An 18,213-nucleotide genomic window follows, 5' to 3' on the forward strand; every position below is an offset into this window, starting at 1 on the left:
GGCCGGTTCGGGCGGTTCGGGCGGGGCCTGGGCCGGCCGGTCTCAGGTCGGGTCGACGTTGTGGCTGCGGAGCCAGGGCAGCGGGTCGATGGCCGCGCCGCCACCGGGCCGCACCTCGAAGTGCATGTGCGGGCCGGTCGAGTTGCCCGAGTCGCCGGAGTACGCGATGACGTCCCCGGCCTTGACGGAGCCCGAGCGGATCCGGGTGCTGCTGAGGTGGCAGTACCAGGTCTCGGTGCCGTCGGCCATGGTGACGATGGCCATGTTCCCGTAGGCGGTGTTGAACTGCGTGCGCACGGTGCCGTCGGTCGCGGCCATCACCGGAGTGCCGTACTGCACGGGGAAGTCGATGCCCGTGTGCACCGACATCCAGTTGACGCCCGCCTGGCCGAAGTACGCGCTGAGGCCGTGCTGCTTGACCGGCATCACGTACTTGGGACGCAGCGCCTCCTTGCGGGCGGCCTCGGCCTCGCGCTTCTTCTTCTCGGCGGCCTGCCGCTCCTTCAGGTCGATGCGCTCCTGGGTGCGGCTCGCGCGGTCGGCGAAGTTCTCCGCGTCCGCGCTGAGGTTGGCGAGCTGGGTGTCCAGCTTGTTGTTGGCCGCGACCGGCTTGACCGTGCCGGGGTCGGCGGCCGCCATGGACATCGTGTCGTCCTGCTTCTTCTCCTCGCCACCGCCCATTCCGCCGACGGAGGCCGCGGCGATCCCCGCCACGCTCATCACACAGGCGGAGGGAACGGCGACGGTGAGGAGCGCGGAACGCTTCGCGGGGGAGCGCCGCCGGCTGCGGCTGCCGCCACCGCCGCGGGTGACCGGGCGGGCCGCGGTGCGGTGGCGGTCGCCCGGGACGGGATCCGGGTCCGGGGCCGCGCTGTCGTGGGCCTGAGCGTGGTCGTCCGCCTCGGCCTCCGCCTCGGGGGCGTCTTCGGGGGTGGGAGCGGCCTCGGGGGCGTAGGACTCGTACGGATCGAAGGAGGCCTGCGGTTCGTACGTCCCGTAGGCCGCGTACGTCTCGTGCGCTTCATGCGTCTCGTACGGATGCTGGGCCGTTTGTTCGGCTTCGCCCGGGGCTGTCGCGGTTTGCACGCTTTGCTGTTCGTGCTCGGGCGTGGCGCCGGTGTTCCAGGCGGTCGCGTCGTACGCGCCGGTGTCGTATCCCGCCGTGTCGGTGCTTGCCCACTGGCCGTTCGGGTACCAGGTGGTGGTGTCCCACTGGCCCGAGGAGTCCGGGGTGCCGGCCTGGGCGGGGATCGTCGGGGCGTAGCCGTCGGTCGGCAGCCAGGTCGCGCCGGTGTCGTACTGCGGGGCGGCGTCGTAGCCGTACGGGGGGTGCTGCTGGGGCTGCGCGGCGTAGGCCGTGTAGTCGGCGGGGTGGCCGTAGTCGGCCGTGTGGTGCGCGCCGGTGTCCCACTGGGTCGTGTCGTACGGGGTGGCGTACCCGGCCTGCCCGCTGCCGTAGGGGGCGTCGTAGCCCGCCGTCGTGTCGTACGAACCGTCGTAGCCGCCGGGGAGGGAGCCGAAGAGCGGGTCGCTGTCGAAGCTGCCCGTGGAGTGGCTGTCGTATCCGGCGTACCCGGCGTGTGGGGGCTGGTCGTTCACCAACGTCTCTCTCGCCTCGGCAGCAGGACCAGTGTCCGGGGTCCGGTGGGGGACTCCGGGGGAAAGCAGTGGCCGCGACTGTACCCGGCGGTACGTGACGCCGACAATCTTCGGCGGCCCCCGGGCGCTCAGGAAACGGGCAATCGGCCGCCTTTCGCCGGGCTGCTCACACAGCTTTGGCTCTATGTTCGAAACCCGTTCTATTTGTGGGCAGGGTGAAGCACTGACCGGACGGCGTTCGGCTTCCGGAATCCGGCAGATTCACGCCACGGAGGCGGCGCCGGCGGAACCGTGGGCCGAGGCGTGCGCGTCGAGCGCCTGGCGGATGCCGGCCGCCACGGCGGGGTGGACGGGCAGGGCGAGATGGCCGATCCCGCTCACGCGGACGTTCACCGCGTCGAGGTCGGGGTGGTCGACGCAGGCCGCCTCCGCCGGGACGATCACCTGGTCCAGCTCGCTCCAGAAGCTGACGAACCGGGTGCGGCATCCGGGCGCGGGCAGCCGCAGTTCCTCGATCGGTACGGAGCCGCTGCGCATCTGGCGCACGATGGGGTGGGCGCCGGCCAGCGGGGCGACGGCGGTGCCGGCGTGCGGCGTACCGAGGGTGACGAGGGTGCGGACCCGGCGGTCACCGCCCAGCCGCTGTACGTAGTAGCGCGCTATCAGGCCCCCCAGGCTGTGCCCCACGATGTCGACCTCGCGGTGACCGGTGCGGGCGCAGATCTCCTCGACGTGCCGGCCGAGCAGCTCGGCGGCCGTGCGGATGTCGCAGGTCAGCGGGGAGTAGTTCAGCGACTCCAGGTGGCGCCATCCGTGCCGGGACAGCGAGCGGCGCAGCAGGACGAAGACGGAACGGTTGTCGATGAAACCGTGCAGAAGCACGACGGGCGGCCGGTCGGGAGGCGCGGCGGCGGGCAGTGCGGTGGTTCCTGCGGGGGCGGGGGCGGGTCCGGATGCGGGGGAGTCGTCCGGCGGGCCGGTCGGTCCGGGTGCGGGGCGCCGCTCATCCGCGATTCCGGTGGGGTACAGGAGTGCGTGCCCGGCGAGCACCACCGCTTCCAGGGCGGTCGCTCTCAGCAGGGCGGCGGACAGCCAGGCGGACGGTATCCGGACGGACGGCAGGCGGGTGGACAGCGGACGGCCGGACGGCAGCCAGGTGGTGCCGGCGCACAGCCGGCGCAGCAGTAGGGGAAGAAAAGGCAGGGTCTTCACGGTCGACCTCCTGCTCCGGCACCCGGGGAAAAGCGGCTCCCTGCCCCGTATGCCCTCGTGGGGCGCCGTTTCGGAGGTGGTCCGGGCCCGGCCGGCCGGTGAGCCGTACCACCGTGCCGTGCGGCTGACGGCACGGTGGTACGACGACCTCGTCGCGGCTCCCCCGGCGGCCGGTCCCGCACGGCGGATGTGCCGCATGCTGCGGGAACGGTGCCCGGTGAACTTGTCCCACGTGTGATTTCCCCCTCCCCGTCCACCGCGAAACGGCGGCTTGCGGGATGCTGTCGATAACGTTCGTTCACATCCCCGGCCCTTCAGGCACGGGAGACGCATGTGGAGGCAGTGATGGGTGTGACCGGTCCGATCCGTGTGGTGGTGGCCAAGCCGGGCCTCGACGGCCATGACCGCGGGGCCAAGGTGATCGCGCGGGCACTGCGCGACGCCGGTATGGAGGTCATCTACACGGGGCTCCACCAGACACCCGAGCAGATCGTGGACACCGCGATCCAGGAGGACGCCGACGCGATCGGCCTCTCGATCCTCTCCGGTGCGCACAACACGCTCTTCGCGAAGGTGATCGAGCTGCTCAAGGAGCGCGACGCGGAGGACATCAAGGTCTTCGGCGGCGGCATCATCCCGGAGGCGGACATCGCGCCGCTGAAGGAGCAGGGTGTCGCGGAGATCTTCACCCCGGGCGCGACGACGGTCGCGATCGTCGACTGGGTCAACGCGAACGTCCGCCAGGCGGCCTGAGCCCGATTCGGGCGGTGAGGGCCCGGCGCTGCCGGTGCGGGCGGCGGGCCCCGCGGCCCGAGGGCACGGGCTGCGGGCCGCGGGCCGCGGGCTCTCAGCCGTCCGGAGTCAGCTCCCGGTCCATCGCGGCACGGAGCCGCAGCGTGGAGACCAGGCGCTGGAACGCCTCCGACCAGTAGCCGTTCGCACCCGGTGAGGCGTCCGCGGGCTCGTCGGGTGTGGTGGTGAGGACTTCCAGCCGGTCCGCCTCGGCCGGGTTCAGACAGCGCTCGGCGAGGCCCATCACCCCGCTGAAGCTCCAGGGGTAGCTGCCCGCGTCCCGCGCGATGTCGAGGGCGTCGACGACGGACCGCCCGAGCGGATCCGCCCACGGGGTCGGGCAGACACCCAGCAGCTGGAACGCCTCCGAGAGCCCGTGGGCCGCGATGAACCCGGCCACCCAGTCGGCCCGTTCGGCCGCGGGCAGCACGGCCAGGAGCTTCGACCGCTCGGCGAGCGACGCCGTGCCCGGGCCGTTCGACGGGGGCGTCGAGGGGGCACCGAGCAGCGCCCGGGCCCACTCCGGGTCCCGCTGCCGCACGGCTGCCCGGCACCAGGCCGCGTGCAGCTCCTCGCCCCAGTCGTCGGCCACGGGCAGCGCGACGATCTCCCGCGGCCCACGCCCGCCGAACCGCTTCGGCCAGACCCCCAGCGGCGACGACTCCACCAGTTGGCCCAGCCACCACGACCGCTCGCCCCGGCCCGAGGGAGGGAGCGCCACCACCCCGTCGCGCTGCATCGCCGCATCGCACTCGTGCGGGGCCTCCACCGCGACCGACGGTTCGGTGCCCGTCAGTCCGGGACTCACACAGGACAGGGCACGGTCCGCCATCCGGTGGGCCAGTGCCGATCCGGGCAGTGCGGACAGCAGCTCGGCGGCCGTGGCGCGCACGTTGCGGCTGCGGTCGGCGAGGGCCTGCTCCAGGAACTCCTCGTCGGCCCCGGACAGCCCGGTGCGCAGGGAGTCGATGAACATGAGCCGGTCCTCGGCCCGTTCCGCGGACCAGGTGGTGGCGAGCAGGGCGCGCGCGGCTTCCGCGTCATGGGCCCGTACGGCCGACAGCAGCCCGACCCGTTCGGCGAACAGGCCCTCCTCCCAGAGCCGGCCCACCGCCTCCCGGTCCGTCACCTCGGGGAGCAGGGCGCTGCCGGACGCGCCGCGCAGGGCGAACTTCCAGTCGGGGTTCAGCCCGGCCAGCCACAGCCCGCGCGGCCCGGCGAACGCCAGGGCCTGGGGGCGCAGATCCGTCCGCGCCCGGGCCGCGTCCAGCAGGGGCGGCAGCGCGGCGTCCGGGGCCCGGTAGCCGTGCCGGTTGGCGGCGGCGAGCCACTGCGGCATCAGCTCCGTCAGATCGGGGGCCGAACCGCGCCTGCCGCCCGAGCCGTTCGACGCCGCCCGGTCCGCGAGCAGCTGCGCGAGCCGGCTCCGGGCGGCCTGCGGCAGGGGCGGTCGTGGGTCGGCGGGCGCGGGACCGGGCCGGGGGCGCGCGGGGGCGGGCAGCAGCCCCGCCCGGCGCCGGACGGTGTGCAGAGCGGCGGCATCCAGGAGCGCGGCGGCGGCGCCGTCCGGTCCGGTGCCGGGAGCCGTCCCCGGCGGGCGGCGGTCCGTGCCGAGCAGCGCCGAGGTGACGAGCTCCTCCCATGGCGTGGACGCGAGCGTGGGTGCGGGTGAGGGTGCAGGTGCGGTGGTACGAGGCATCGCTCCTCCTCCAGGAGTCAGATGAGCGGCACGGTCTCGACGGTGGTGGGAGAGGCGGTGGCGGTCGCGACGGCGGTCGTAGTCGCGCCGGTTGCCCGGGGGTGAGTAACGGACTCCGTCGCTGCGGCGGCGCCCTCGCTTCCGGCCGGCCAGGCCGCGAGCGGGTCGAAGCCGCGGTGGCCGCATTCGCCGAAGACGGTGAGCGGGCCGCCGCCCGAGAGCGCGACGAGCTTCCAGAGCGCCGGCCGCGCCACCGCGGCGGAGGCGACGGGCAGGGCCGCGCCCCCTTCCGCGTCGGCCAGCTGCCAGCCGTCCGCGGACGGCACGGGTATGACATCGCGCAAGGTCACCGGCCAGGACTCCAGCCATGGATCGTCGCCCAGGGCCCGCCCGTACGCGGCGGTCGCCTCGGTGACCGGGACCCCCGGCGGAGGCGGTGCGGCCGGTGCGGTCAGGCCGAACTGCGGCCCCAGCTCGGCCCGTAGCTGTCCGGAACCCGGGTAGGGCGTGAGCTCGGCGTCGAGCGTGACCCCCACCGGCAGAGCCTGTGCGGGGGAGCGCCCGGCGGCGCCGAAGGACAGCAACAGCGCGGTGCGGCCCGACTCCCTGCCGTACAGCCAGATGCGGCGGCTGACGATCTTGCCGTCGGGGGTGTCGTACTGCGCGAGGACCAGCCAGTGGTCACGGAGCGGCGGCCCTTCAGCGGGGGCTGTCAGGCCGACCCGGGTGCGGACCGTCGCCGCCAGTGGCGGCGGCAGCCGGTCGATGCCCAGCCACGCCGTGTCCAGGAGGTGCAGCAGCGCGCACTCCTCCAGCAGCCGGACCGGCCAGCCCGGACCGGAGGCCGGTATCGCACCCAACTCCCGCACCCGGCCCGCCAGACCGGGCGCCTGCGCGTCGACCATGCGCGCCGCCGTCTCCTCCCACAGCCCGTACCCCGACTGCTCGGCCGCGGCCAGCCCGCCGCGCAACAGGTCGGTCAGGCGCTGTTCCAGCTCCTGCGCACCGCCGTCGATCCGCGTGGCACGGCGCTCGGCGCGGCGCCGGGCGGCCTCGGGATCGGCCGGGCCGACGCCCGCCGGACCGCCGTCGGCTCCCGCCGTGGCCGCGGACCCGGCCTTCGCGGCGGCGCGGGCGCGACGGCCCGCCAGCCACTCACCGGCCCAGTCGGGCGGATCGCCGGCGGCCGGCGCCGGACCGTCGCAGGCGCGGAGCAGCAGCAGGCCCAGCGCGTGCTTGCACGGGAACTTCCGGCTGGGGCAACTGCACGTGTACGCCGGACCGGTGGTGTCGACCACCGTCCGGTACGGCTTGCTTCCGCTGCCCCGGCACAGCCCCCACACCGCACCCGAAGCGTCCTCTCCGGTGTCCGACCACCAACCGGCCGAACCCAGCTTGTTCCCCGCCTTGCGTGAGGCGTCGTCAGGAGCCAGGGCCAGGACCTGCTCCACCGTCCAGCGCGCCGCCGGAGCAGCGGCGCCCAAGGGTTCTCCCCCGTCAGTCAGCAGCATGGGAACGACGTTAGGCCGCACCACTGACAACGGGCCCTGACCTGCGGGAAGGCCGATTGTCAGTGGCATGGTGCACGGTGGGAAGCACATCGGGTCGACCGATCTGGAGGGGGATCCATGACCGTGTCCGAAACCACCGCAGTCGCTGGCGCCGAGGCCCTGCGCCCGCATGCCGAGGACGCCTTCGCCGAGGAGCTGAAGGCGCTCGCCGCAGCCGACGACCGCCCCCGTCCCGCCCGTTGGCGGCTCTCCCCGTGGGCCGTCGCCACCTATCTGCTGGGCGGTGTCCTGCCCGACGGCACGGTGATCACACCGAAGTACGTGGGCCCGCGCCGCCTGGTCGAGGTCGCCGTCACCACGCTCGCCACCGACCGGGCGCTGCTCCTCCTCGGCGTGCCCGGCACCGCCAAGACCTGGGTCTCCGAGCACCTCGCGGCCGCTGTCAGCGGCGACTCCACCCTCCTCGTCCAGGGCACCGCAGGAACCCCGGAGGAGGCCGTCCGCTACGGATGGAACTACGCGCAGCTGCTCGCGCACGGCCCCAGCCGTGACGCGCTGGTGCCCAGCCCGCTGATGCGTGCCATGTCCGAGGGCATGACCGCCAGGATCGAGGAGCTCACCCGCATCCCCGCCGACGTCCAGGACTCGCTGATCACGATCCTGTCGGAGAAGACCCTGCCCCTGCCCGAGCTGGGCCAGGAGGTCCAGGCCGTCCGCGGTTTCAACGTGATCGCCACGGCCAACGACCGCGACCGCGGGGTCAACGAACTGTCCAGCGCGCTGCGCCGCCGCTTCAACACCGTCGTGCTGCCGCTGCCCGCCACCCCCGAGGCGGAGGTCGACATCGTCTCCCGCCGCGTCGACCAGGTCGGCCGTTCGCTCGACCTGCCGGCCGCACCCGAGGGCCTCGCGGAGATCCGCCGCGTGGTCACCGTCTTCCGCGAGCTGCGCGACGGCGTCACGACCGACGGCCGGACCAAGCTCAAGTCCCCCTCGGGGACCCTGTCCACGGCCGAGGCCATCTCCGTCGTCACCAACGGCCTGGCCCTCGCCGCCCACTTCGGCGACGGCGTGCTGCGCCCGGGGGACGTCGCCGCCGGCATCCTCGGCGCGGTCGTCCGCGACCCGGCGGCCGACCGGGTGGTCTGGCAGGAGTATCTGGAGACCGTGGTGCGCGAGCGGGACGGCTGGAAGGACTTCTACCGAGCCTGCCGTGAGGTCTCCGTATGACCGGCACCCAGCCCGCGGGGCCTCTGCTGCTGGGGGTGCGGCACCACGGGCCGGGCTCGGCCCGCGCCGTCCGCGCCGCCCTGGACGCCGCGCGGCCGCAGGCGGTGCTCATCGAGGGCCCGCCCGAGGGCGACGCCCTGCTGCCGCTCGCCGCCGACGAGCAGATGCGGCCGCCCGTCGCCCTGCTCGCCCACGCGGTGGACGACCCGGGGCGGGCCGCCTTCTGGCCGCTCGCCGCGTTCTCGCCCGAATGGGTCGCGATCCGCTGGGCGTTGACGCATGGCGTCCCGGTCCGCTTCATCGACCTGCCCGCCGCGCACTCGCTGGCCATGGAGGAGGAGGGCGAGCGGGCCGGGCGGCCTGGGGAGGGCGCCGAACAGGACGACGAGACGCGGCTCGTGCCCGTCGACCCCATCCGGGTGCTGGCCGAGACGGCGGGGTACGACGACCCCGAGCGCTGGTGGGAGGACGTCGTCGAGCACCGCGTTCCCGGCCTGCCGGGCACAGTGACCGGCGGCTCCCAGGCCGTCGCCGACCCGCTGGCCGCCTTCGCCGCGGTCGGCGAGGCGATGACCGCCCTGCGCGAGGTGTACGGGGACGGCGGGCACCCCAGGGACGCGGTCCGCGAGGCGTACATGCGCGTCCAGCTCCGCGCCGCACGCAAGGAGTTCGGCGGCGCCTTCGCCGTGGTCTGCGGCGCCTGGCACGTGCCCGCGCTCGAAGCGAGGACGACGCTCACCGCCGACCGTGCCCTCCTCAAGGGCCTCCCCAAGGTCAAGACCGAGCTGACCTGGGTGCCCTGGACCCACCAGCGGCTCGCCCGGCACAGCGGCTACGGGGCGGGGATCGACTCGCCCGGCTGGTACGGGCACCTCTTCGACGCCCCGGACCGCCCCATCGAACGCTGGATGACCAAGGTCGCCGGACTCCTGCGCGACGAGGACCGGTTCGTGTCCAGCGCCCATGTCATCGAGGCGGTCCGGCTCGCCGACACCCTCGCCGCCATGCGCGGCCGGCCGCTCGCCGGACTGAGCGAGACGACCGACGCCGTGCGCGCCGTGATGTGCGAGGGCTCCGACGTGCCGCTCGCCCTCGTCCGCGACCGCCTCGTCGTCGGCGTGACCCTCGGCGAAGTGCCCGACAATGCCCCGGCCGTGCCGCTGCAGCGTGACCTCAACCGGCAGCAGCGCACCCTCCGGCTCAAACCCGAGGCGTCCGAGCGGGAGTTGGAGCTCGACCTCCGCAAGGAGACCGACGCGGCCCGCAGCCGGCTGCTGCACCGGCTGCGCCTCCTCGGCGTCGGCTGGGGCGAACCCGCCGCGGGCCGGGGGAGCACCGGCACCTTCCGGGAGAGCTGGCGGCTGCGATGGGAGCCCGAGCTGTACGTACGGGTCGCGGAGGCGGGCGTATGGGGCACCACCGTGCTCGCCGCCGCCACCGCGCGCGCCGAGTCGGAGGCCCTGGCGGCCACCGCCCTCGCCGAGGTGACCGCCCTCGCCGAACGGTGCCTGCTCGCCGAACTGCCCGAAGCGCTGCCCGTCGTGATGCGGGTCCTCGCCGACCGTGCCGCACTCGACGCCGATGTCGGCCACCTCGCCGACGCCCTGCCGGCCCTGGCCCGCACCCTGCGCTACGGGGACGTCCGCTCGACGGACACCGCCGCTCTCGGCGAGGTCGCGGCCGGCCTCGCGGAGCGGATCTGCGTCGGACTGCCGCCCGCCTGCACCGGGCTCGACGCCGACGGGGCGGCCGCGCTGCGCGCTCAGGTGGACGGCGTCCACACGGCGATCGGACTGCTCGCCGGAGCCGTACCGGCGACCGCGGACGGGCTCCGGGAGCGCTGGCGTGCCGTGCTGCACAAGCTCGCCGCCCGGGACACCGTCGCGGGAGTGATCCGGGGCCGCGCCACCCGGCTGCTGCTCGACGACGGCCACCTCGCGCAGGACGAGGCCGCCCGGCTGATGGGGCTCGCCCTGTCGCCCGGCACACCGCCCGCCGACGCCGCAGCATGGATCGAGGGCTTCGTCGGCGGGGCGGCCGGCGGCGGCATGCTCCTGGTCCACGACGAGCAGCTGCTCGCCCTGGTCGACTCCTGGCTCAGCGGGGTTTCCGCGGACACCTTCACCGATGTGCTGCCACTGCTGCGCCGCACGTTCTCGGCGTACGAGCCGGGCGTGCGGCGCACGCTCGGCGAACTCGTCCGGCGCGGCCCCGCCGCCACCGGCACGGGCGGCCGGGACTCCGGAGGGGTGCCGGGGCACGCCTCCACGGCCCCCGGATTCGGACCGGTCCTCGACGGGCCGCGTGCGGACGCGGTGATACCGGTGCTGCGCCTGCTGCTCGGCCTGGACGCCGCGAAGGCGACGGCGACGGTGACGGTGACGGCGACGGTGACGGTGACACCCGACAACGATGAGGAAGAGCTGGGGGCCACGGGATGACGACGAACGACGGATCGACCGAGGACGCGTCCGCGCCCGCTGTGTCCGCGACCACGACGGCGGCCGAGTCCGCGACCGAGCCCGATACCGAGCCCGATACCGAGTCCGCGACCGGGTCCGCGACCGGGTCCGCGACCGGGTCCGCGACCGGGTCCGCGACCGGGTCCGCGACAACGCCCGCGTCCGCAGAGGCGGGTGTGACCGGCGGCGACGGGGAGCGGCTGCGGCGGTGGCGCATGGTGCTGGGCGCGGACAGCGAGCAGGGCACCGGATGCACCCTCACCGGCCGGGACGCCGCGATGGACGGCGCACTGACCGCGCTGTACGAGGGCGGGGGCCGGCCCGGCGGCCGGGGCGGCGCGGGATGTACGGCCGGACTCGGGGCCTCCGCCCCGTCCGTGGCCCGCTGGCTCGGTGACATCCGGACGTACTTCCCCACGTCCGTCGTCCAGGTCATGCAGCGTGATGCCATCGACCGCCTCGGCCTCTCCGCGCTCCTGCTCGAACCGGAGATGCTGGAGGCCGTCGAGGCGGACGTCCATCTTGTCGGCACCCTGCTCTCGCTCAACAAGGTGATGCCCGAGACGACGAAGGAGACCGCACGGGCCGTTGTCCGCAAGGTCGTCGAGAAACTGGAGCGGCAGCTCGCCACCCGCACCCGGGCCACGCTCACGGGTGCGCTGGACCGTTCGGCGAAGGTCAGCCGGCCGCGCCACCACGACATCGACTGGGACCGCACGATCCGGGCCAACCTCAAGAACTACCTGACCCTCCCCGGCGAGGACGGGGCCGGCACGATCGTCCCCGAGCGGCTCATCGGCTACGGGCGGGCCGCGCGGTCCGTGAAGAAGGACGTCATCCTCTGCATCGACCAGTCTGGCTCGATGGCGGCGTCCGTCGTGTACGCCTCGGTCTTCGGCGCCGTGCTGGCCTCCATGCGCACGTTGCGCACCAGACTCGTCGTCTTCGACACGGCGGTGGTCGACCTCACCGACCAGCTGGACGATCCCGTCGACGTGCTCTTCGGGACCCAGCTCGGCGGCGGCACCGACATCAACAGGGCGCTCGCCTACTGCCAGTCCAGGATCACCCGTCCCGCCGAGACCGTCGTCGTCCTCATCAGCGACCTGTACGAGGGGGGTATCCGCAACGAGATGCTGAAGCGGGTCGCCGCGATGAAGGCGTCCGGCGTGCAGTTCGTGACCCTGCTCGCCCTCTCGGACGAGGGCGCGCCCGCCTACGACCGCGACCACGCAGCGGCACTCTCCGCCCTGGGGGCTCCGGCCTTCGCCTGCACCCCGGACCTCTTCCCGGACGTGATGGCGGCCGCGATCGAGAAACGACCCCTGCCCATACCGGACAAGGAGACCCATCAGTAACAAGGGACTTGCGTGACCCCGGGCGACTCGTGCAAGCATCGTCCCGACGTCCGCGGAGGCACGCATTCCGCGGTCCCCGCCATCCTGAGAGGGCTCGCTTCCCCCGTGACCACCGCAGCCGCCGGTCCCGCCACCGCTCCGCGCCTCCGGCGCGGAGCGGCCGGCCGCCGAGCGTTGCAGGTGGCGCTGTTCCTCGGCGGGCTGCTCGCACTGGGCCTGCTCTTCGGCGCACGCGCCCACGCGGAGCAGCAGCCGGACCGGCAGCCGGACCAGCACCCGCTGGTGCAACAGGTCCAGGACGTCCGGCAGCAGACGCGCGATGCTGCCGCGGATGCGGTGGCACCGGTGACTGCCCCTCAGCCGGTGCCGAAGACGAGGCCGGTGCGGAAGGCGCAGCAGCCGGCGTCGAAGGCACGGCCGGTGCGGGAGGCGCAGCCCGTACGGGAGGCGCGCCCCGTGCCGAAGGAGCAGTCCGTACCGGGGACGCAGTCCGTACGGGAAGTGCCCTCCGTCCTCGGCGAGGCCGTCCGGCCCGCGGCCCGGCCCGTCGGCCGGGTCGTCGAGAAGACGGTGGATTCGGCGGGCACCGGCCTGCGCGACATCAGGCGCGACATCCAGCACGACATCGCGTCGGCACTCCCGGTCGCATGGCCGCTGCCGTTGCCGCTGCCGGTACCGGCGTTGCCGGTCACCCCGGAGGCGCCGTCGGCCGACCCGTCCCCGGACGGAGACGCAGGTGCGGACACCGACGCCGCGCAGGGTCACCCGGCCGCGCCGGGCCCCGTGACCACGGCGTTGTCCCGCACCGCCCCCGTACCGCCCGGATATTCCGCGTCGCGCGACACGGCGGCCGCTCCGCACCGGGCGGCTGCCGGGGACCACCGCCCCGCGCACCGGGGCCCCTTCGGGCCCGCCGACGGCCGGGGGCATTCCGCGCCCGCCGAGGTCCACCCGCCCCGTGGCGGAGACCAGCAGGCCGTTCCGCTCGCGGACGGAACCTCCTTCGGACTCGTCCGTGGCGCCGGCCTGCCGGCCACCACGGCGCCGGTCCGTGACAGATCCGGCGACATCCTCGAATTTCCCGGCTAGGGCAGCCCGTTCCCCGCTCCGACCTGCCGCGCGGGGGCGGAACAGGTCTGCCCGCCGTCCGGACGTACTCCGGACCGCCGAACACGTTCGAAGGATCTGACACACCCATGCACAAGAACATCCGCCGTTCCATAGCCGTCGCTGCCACGGCCACCGGTATGTGGGCCCTCGGTACCGCCGCCGCCAGTGCGGACGAACTGCCCGTCTCCCTCCCGCTGTCCACCCCCGACCACGCGGCCGACGTGGCCGATGCGGCCGACGTGAGCAGCCTGACCGACACCCTCGGCGGCATCGACGGCGCCGACGCGGTCACCAAGGCCGAAGGCCTCCGGGACACCGCCGACACCGCCCGCGCGAAGGCCGCCGACGCCGCGTCCACCGCCCGGAGCACCGCGGCCGGCCACGCACCCGCCCACGCAGCGGACACCATCCCCGACGCCACCGACGCCATCCCCGCCACCGCCACCGACCCCATCGGGACCGTCGGCACCCCCACCCCCGAAGCATCCGTCGACTACCTCTTCGGCCCGATCGAGCAGCTCCCCGGCTACGGCCAGAACGCCGGACAGGACGCTGGCCGGAACATCGGCCGTGACATCGGCCAGAACATCGGCCGGGACTACGTCCGGACCGCTGCGCCCTACGCGCTCGACACCACCAGGTCCACCGCCGAAGGTGCTCTCACCCAGGCCGCACCGGTCGTCGGACAGACCTCCGACGCCGTGCTGCCGCCCGTCGCCGCAGATGTCGTCTCCGCCGTACTGCCGGTGGTCGGGCAGGCGCTCGGTGATGTCTCCGGCCTCGTCCAGGGAGTCACGGGTGAGGTCACGCCGTTCGCCGACGGGGTCGTGACGCGGGCCGCCGCGCCCTTCGTCCAGGGCGTGACGACCGAGGTCCAGCCGCTGGCGTACGGAGTGACCGGCTCGGTCCAGCCGTTCGCCGAGGGGGTCGTCTCCGAGGTCCGGCCGCTGGCCCAGGGGCTGACCGGGGATGCCGTCGCCCCGTTCGCGCAGGGGGTCACCGCCCAGGTGATGCCGCTCGCCGAGGGCGTCGGCTCCGAGGCCCGGCCGTTCGCGGGCGGACTCGTCTCCACGGTGGGCGACGACGCCCGTCCGACGGTGGCGCACGCGGCGTACGGCTCCCAGGGGCTGACCTCGGTCACCCCCGCGTACGTCTCCGACACCGTGTCGTCGGCCCCGGCAGCGGTGTCCGCGCTGTCCCCGGCGCACTCCGTCACGGCTCCGGCGTACCCGCTCCAGGGGATCTGAGAGCGGCGGGCGGTCTCCCGTACGCTCCGGACCCTCTCCGGTCCGGACCAGGGGGACCGCCCGGTCCGCCGGGCGGCGCCCGGCACTCCCCACGTGCCGTTTTGTCCACTGCGACCCGGCCACCAGGGCGATCTGTGACCGTAATCACCGCCCAGGTGCCAGCTGCGATTTAGGGTCATGCGGGGCTCGGGGATAACCTGCGAGATGGACATGCCGCGTATTCGGTCACCGTGTGCGCCTCCCTAGTGACAGAGCAGTCACGTTGCCCCTCGCGGCACGCCCACGCAGAAAACCAACCGCGAGACCATTTGATAAGGGACGGACGCGCGTGGACCTGTTCGAGTACCAGGCGAGGGACCTCTTCGCCAAGCACGGTGTACCGGTGCTGGCCGGTGAAGTCATCGACACGCCTGAGGCAGCCCGCGAGGCGACCGAGCGGCTGGGCGGCAAGTCCGTCGTCAAGGCGCAGGTGAAGGTCGGCGGCCGCGGCAAGGCCGGTGGCGTGAAGCTGGCCGCCACCCCCGACGAGGCGGTCGCCCGGGCGACCGACATTCTCGGCATGGACATCAAGGGCCACACGGTCCACAACGTGATGATCGCCGAGCTGTCTCCGGAGATCGAGGCGGAGTACTACGTCTCGTACCTCCTCGACCGCACCAACCGCACCTTCCTGGCCATGGCCTCGGTGCAGGGCGGCATGGACATCGAGGAGGTCGCGGAGAAGACCCCCGAGGCCCTCGCGAAGGTCCCGGTCAACGCCGTGGACGGCGTCGACATCGTCAAGGCCCGCGAGATCGTGGCCCAGGCGAAGTTCCCGGCCGACGTGGCCGAGGGTGTCGCCGAGGCCCTGGTGACCCTGTGGGACACCTTCGTCGCCGAGGACGCGCTCCTCGTCGAGGTCAACCCGCTGGTGAAGACCAAGGACGGCCGCATCCTGGCCCTGGACGGCAAGGTGTCTCTCGACGAGAACGCCGACTTCCGTCAGCCGGGTCACGAGGCGCTCGAGGACAAGGCCGCAGCCAACCCGCTCGAGGCTGCCGCCAAGGCCAAGAACCTCAACTACGTCAAGCTCGACGGCGAGGTCGGCATCATCGGTAACGGTGCCGGTCTGGTCATGTCGACCCTGGACGTCGTCGCGTACGCCGGTGAGAACCACAGCAACGTGAAGCCCGCCAACTTCCTCGACATCGGTGGCGGCGCCTCCGCAGAGGTCATGGCGAACGGCCTGGAGATCATCCTCGGCGACCCGGACGTCAAGTCCGTGTTCGTCAACGTCTTCGGTGGCATCACCGCCTGTGACGAGGTCGCCAACGGCATCGTCCAGGCGCTCGAGCTGCTCAAGACCAAGGGCGAGGCGGTCACCAAGCCGCTCGTCGTGCGCCTTGACGGCAACAACGCGGAGCTGGGTCGCAAGATCCTTTCCGACGCCAACCACCCGCTGGTCCAGCGCGTGGACACCATGGACGGCGCGGCCGACAAGGCCGCCGAGCTCGCCGCGGCTGCGAAGTAAGGAAGAGGGACTCAGACCACCATGGCTATCTTCCTCACCAAGGACAGCAAGGTCATCGTCCAGGGGATGACCGGCGCGACGGGCATGAAGCACACCAAGCTCATGCTCGCCGACGGCACCAACATCGTCGGCGGCGTGAACCCGCGCAAGGCCGGCACGACCGTCGAGTTCGACGGCACCGAGGTACCGGTCTTCGGCTCCGTCGCCGAGGCGATGGAGAAGACCGGCGCGAACGTGTCCGTCCTCTTCGTGCCGCCGGCCTTCTCCAAGGCCGCCGTCATCGAGGCGATCGACGCCGAGATCCCGCTCGCCGTCGTGATCACCGAGGGCATCGCGGTCCACGACTCGGCCGCCTTCTGGGCGTACGCCAACGCCAAGGGCAACAAGACCCGGATCATCGGTCCGAACTGCCCCGGCCTGATCACCCCCGGCCAGTCCAACGCCGGCATCATCCCGGGCGACATCACCAAGCCCGGCCGCATCGGTCTCGTGTCCAAGTCCGGCACGCTGACCTACCAGATGATGTACGAGCTCCGTGACATCGGCTTCTCGTCCGCCGTCGGCATCGGTGGCGACCCGGTCATCGGTACGACGCACATCGACGCCCTCGCGGCGTTCGAGGCCGACCCCGAGACCGACCTGATCGTCATGATCGGCGAGATCGGCGGCGACGCCGAGGAGCGTGCGGCGGACTTCATCGCGAAGAACGTCACCAAGCCGGTCGTCGGTTACGTCGCGGGCTTCACCGCCCCCGAGGGCAAGACCATGGGCCACGCCGGCGCCATCGTCTCCGGCTCCTCCGGCACCGCGCAGGCGAAGAAGGAGGCCCTTGAGGCCGCCGGCGTCAAGGTCGGCAAGACGCCGACCGAGACCGCCAAGCTGGCGCGCGAGATCCTCGGCGCCTGAAGCGTCCGGCGCGCCTGACGCGTTCGACTCGTTCGACGTGTGCTGAGCGCACCGCGGACGCGTGTTCCGCACAAGACGCGGGCCCGTACCCCCACCGGGGTACGGGCCCGCGTCTTTGCGTGCCGGGAGCTTCCGCTTCCCGGACGCGCCGGGTCAGCCGGCCCGGGGGACCAGCCGGGGCGTACCGCGTCCCAGCTCGCCGCCGAGCTTCTTCTGGAGCTTCCTGTCCTGCGGCGTCAGCTTCTGCGGACCGCCGACCGGCGGTACCCCGCCCACCCTCTGCGCGGGTGACTCGGGCGTCTCGTACCGCGTCGGGGCCGTCGCCAGGGTGATCAGCGTCAGCCCGATCAGCAGCACGGTGAACGCGATCGCGGCCCGGGTCCAGAGCTGCGCCTTGCGCTCACTGCCCGTACGGATCAGCTCCGGGACCGGCAGCGAGGACGCGGGCTGGGCGCGGGCGAGCGCGCCGAGGTGCTCATGCAGCACCGCGGACTGCCCGGCGGGTTCCGACGGCTCCGCGAGCTCGGGCAGCCGCTCGGTGACGGCGGCCCGTGCGGTCATCAGCCGCCCCGCCGCCGCCGGAGTGCTCGCCTCCGTCTCCGCCGCGGTCTCCGGCAGCCCCAGTCCTACGCCGTCGTACAGCAGCAGGGTGCGGCGGTACGAGGGCGGCAGGGACAGCAACGCGTCGAGCAGGGCGCGCGGGCCCGGCGCCTCGGGCGGCGGATCGGGATGGCGGTGCTCGCGGCGCAGCCGGTGCCACGGCGACATCGCGTGCTCGTAGGCGGCCGCCCGGACCCAGCCCACCGGGTCCCGGTCCACGGCGACCTCGGGCCAGCGCTGCCAGGCCAGCTCGAAGGCCTTGCCGACGGCCTCCCGGGAGAGGGCGCGGCGGCCGGTCAGCAGGTAGGTCTGGCGGAAGAGCGCGGCCGCGGTGTGCTGGTACAGGGCGTCGAAGGCCTCGGCGGGGGAGGGCCCGCCCGCTTCGACCTCGTCGTCGCCTTCGACCGCACCGGCCGCATCGGCCGCATCGGCCGTGTCGCTCTCGCCACCCCCTACTGATTCCGCCGTCGCCCCTGTCGCCCCTGTCGCCTCGGGGGTCTCGGGTGCCTCCGGCGCCACTGTCGCCTCCGGCCCCTCGGGCGCGGTCGTGCCGGGCTCGGTCGGGTTCATGACGTCGCTCCCGGGTGCTTCGACAGGGGTCGGCGGGCGGGTCGGGGGTGCGGATGCCGCCGGCTGCCCGGCATCCTTCGTCCGGGTGTTCGGTGTGCCCCGCTTGACGAGGGAGGGCCGTGAGGCGGGCCGGGTGCCACCCGTTCCGATCAGCCGCGCATAGGTCGCACGCTTGCGTCCGCGCGGGCTGGTGCGGCCCGTCTCCCAGGCCCGGACCGTGGCCCGGGTGACGCCCACGGCCGCTGCGACCTGCTCCTCACTCAGTGACCTGGCCTCCCGCAGCCTGCGTCGCTCCTTGGGTGAGGGGAGCGGGTGGGCAGCGGCCGTGCCGGTCGTGCTCTGTGTCATGAGGTCCCCCCGCCCGGCCTGCACTGGGTGAAAAAGTACATAACCGTATATTGGGCGAC

The 18,213-nt window shown here is 73.5% G+C and carries 13 protein-coding genes; 8 read left to right on the forward strand and 5 right to left on the reverse strand.

Annotation, left to right across the window (positions count from 1 at the left end; translation table 11 throughout):
- Nucleotides 1–42 precede the first annotated feature (42 nt).
- Complete coding sequence (locus OG408_RS24265; protein WP_326671913.1) at nt 43–1,599, reverse strand: M23 family metallopeptidase; 1,557 nt, start codon at nt 1,597–1,599, stop codon at nt 43–45.
- Between the two features lie 261 nt (nt 1,600–1,860).
- Nucleotides 1,861–2,772: an esterase/lipase family protein gene (locus tag OG408_RS24270; RefSeq protein WP_442806141.1), complete on the reverse strand. Its 912-nt coding sequence runs from the start codon at nt 2,770–2,772 to the stop codon at nt 1,861–1,863.
- A gap of 384 nt (nt 2,773–3,156) precedes the next feature.
- On the opposite strand from OG408_RS24270, the gene OG408_RS24275 reads away from it, so the two are divergent.
- Nucleotides 3,157–3,564, forward strand: a complete 408-nt coding sequence (locus tag OG408_RS24275; RefSeq protein WP_266781818.1) for a cobalamin B12-binding domain-containing protein — start codon at nt 3,157–3,159, stop codon at nt 3,562–3,564.
- A gap of 94 nt (nt 3,565–3,658) precedes the next feature.
- Here OG408_RS24275 and OG408_RS24280 read toward each other — a convergent pair whose 3' ends face one another.
- Together OG408_RS24280 and OG408_RS24285 are read right to left on the reverse strand one after the other, a co-directional pair.
- Nucleotides 3,659–5,302 (reverse strand): DUF5691 domain-containing protein, encoded by a 1,644-nt coding sequence (locus tag OG408_RS24280; RefSeq protein ID WP_326671915.1) that lies wholly within the window; start codon nt 5,300–5,302, stop codon nt 3,659–3,661.
- A 17-nt stretch (nt 5,303–5,319) separates the two neighbouring features.
- The gene (locus OG408_RS24285) at nt 5,320–6,813 is read right to left on the reverse strand and encodes an SWIM zinc finger family protein (RefSeq protein WP_326671917.1); all 1,494 of its coding nucleotides are present in this window, start codon (nt 6,811–6,813) and stop codon (nt 5,320–5,322) included.
- Between the two features lie 117 nt (nt 6,814–6,930).
- Between OG408_RS24285 and OG408_RS24290 the strand changes: the two genes are divergently transcribed.
- From OG408_RS24290 to sucD, 7 genes are all read left to right on the forward strand, one after another.
- Entirely contained in the window at nt 6,931–8,043 is a 1,113-nt protein-coding gene (locus OG408_RS24290) for an ATP-binding protein (RefSeq protein WP_266781824.1), read from the forward strand.
- Entirely contained in the window at nt 8,040–10,484 is a 2,445-nt protein-coding gene (locus OG408_RS24295; RefSeq protein WP_326671919.1) for a DUF5682 family protein, read from the forward strand. The genes OG408_RS24290 and OG408_RS24295 overlap by 4 nt, the downstream gene beginning before the upstream one ends.
- A gap of 236 nt (nt 10,485–10,720) precedes the next feature.
- Nucleotides 10,721–11,863, forward strand: coding sequence for a vWA domain-containing protein (locus OG408_RS24300; protein ID WP_326674588.1), 1,143 nt, complete (start codon nt 10,721–10,723; stop codon nt 11,861–11,863).
- 105 nt (nt 11,864–11,968) lie between these two features.
- Nucleotides 11,969–12,952 (forward strand): hypothetical protein, encoded by a 984-nt coding sequence (locus OG408_RS24305; protein ID WP_326671920.1) that lies wholly within the window; start codon nt 11,969–11,971, stop codon nt 12,950–12,952.
- A 107-nt stretch (nt 12,953–13,059) separates the two neighbouring features.
- Complete coding sequence (locus OG408_RS24310) at nt 13,060–14,220, forward strand: hypothetical protein (protein ID WP_326671922.1); 1,161 nt, start codon at nt 13,060–13,062, stop codon at nt 14,218–14,220.
- Nucleotides 14,221–14,548: 328 nt separating this feature from the next.
- Nucleotides 14,549–15,730, forward strand: a complete 1,182-nt coding sequence (gene sucC / locus OG408_RS24315) for an ADP-forming succinate--CoA ligase subunit beta (RefSeq protein WP_326671924.1) — start codon at nt 14,549–14,551, stop codon at nt 15,728–15,730.
- 21 nt (nt 15,731–15,751) lie between these two features.
- Entirely contained in the window at nt 15,752–16,636 is an 885-nt protein-coding gene (gene sucD / locus OG408_RS24320) for a succinate--CoA ligase subunit alpha (RefSeq protein ID WP_266781834.1), read from the forward strand.
- A gap of 153 nt (nt 16,637–16,789) precedes the next feature.
- Here sucD and OG408_RS24325 read toward each other — a convergent pair whose 3' ends face one another.
- Nucleotides 16,790–18,154, reverse strand: coding sequence for a helix-turn-helix domain-containing protein (locus tag OG408_RS24325; RefSeq protein WP_326671926.1), 1,365 nt, complete (start codon nt 18,152–18,154; stop codon nt 16,790–16,792).
- Nucleotides 18,155–18,213 lie beyond the last annotated feature (59 nt).

It is taken from the genome of Streptomyces sp. NBC_01257 (genome assembly GCF_035917255.1).
Classification (GTDB): domain Bacteria; phylum Actinomycetota; class Actinomycetes; order Streptomycetales; family Streptomycetaceae; genus Streptomyces.

Excerpts from the sequence above, each read along its gene's own strand:
- OG408_RS24275 (WP_266781818.1), top strand. The coding sequence starts at position 3,157 with ATGGGTGTGACCGGTCCGATCCGTGTGGTGGTGGCCAAGCCGGGCCTC.
- OG408_RS24280 (WP_326671915.1), bottom strand. The coding sequence starts at position 5,302 with ATGCCTCGTACCACCGCACCTGCACCCTCACCCGCACCCACGCTCGCG.
- OG408_RS24285 (WP_326671917.1), bottom strand. The coding sequence starts at position 6,813 with ATGCTGCTGACTGACGGGGGAGAACCCTTGGGCGCCGCTGCTCCGGCG.
- OG408_RS24290 (WP_266781824.1), top strand. The coding sequence starts at position 6,931 with ATGACCGTGTCCGAAACCACCGCAGTCGCTGGCGCCGAGGCCCTGCGC.
- OG408_RS24295 (WP_326671919.1), top strand. The coding sequence starts at position 8,040 with ATGACCGGCACCCAGCCCGCGGGGCCTCTGCTGCTGGGGGTGCGGCAC.
- OG408_RS24300 (WP_326674588.1), top strand. The coding sequence starts at position 10,721 with ATGGTGCTGGGCGCGGACAGCGAGCAGGGCACCGGATGCACCCTCACC.
- OG408_RS24310 (WP_326671922.1), top strand. The coding sequence starts at position 13,060 with ATGCACAAGAACATCCGCCGTTCCATAGCCGTCGCTGCCACGGCCACC.
- sucD (WP_266781834.1), top strand. The coding sequence starts at position 15,752 with ATGGCTATCTTCCTCACCAAGGACAGCAAGGTCATCGTCCAGGGGATG.
- OG408_RS24325 (WP_326671926.1), bottom strand. The coding sequence starts at position 18,154 with ATGACACAGAGCACGACCGGCACGGCCGCTGCCCACCCGCTCCCCTCA.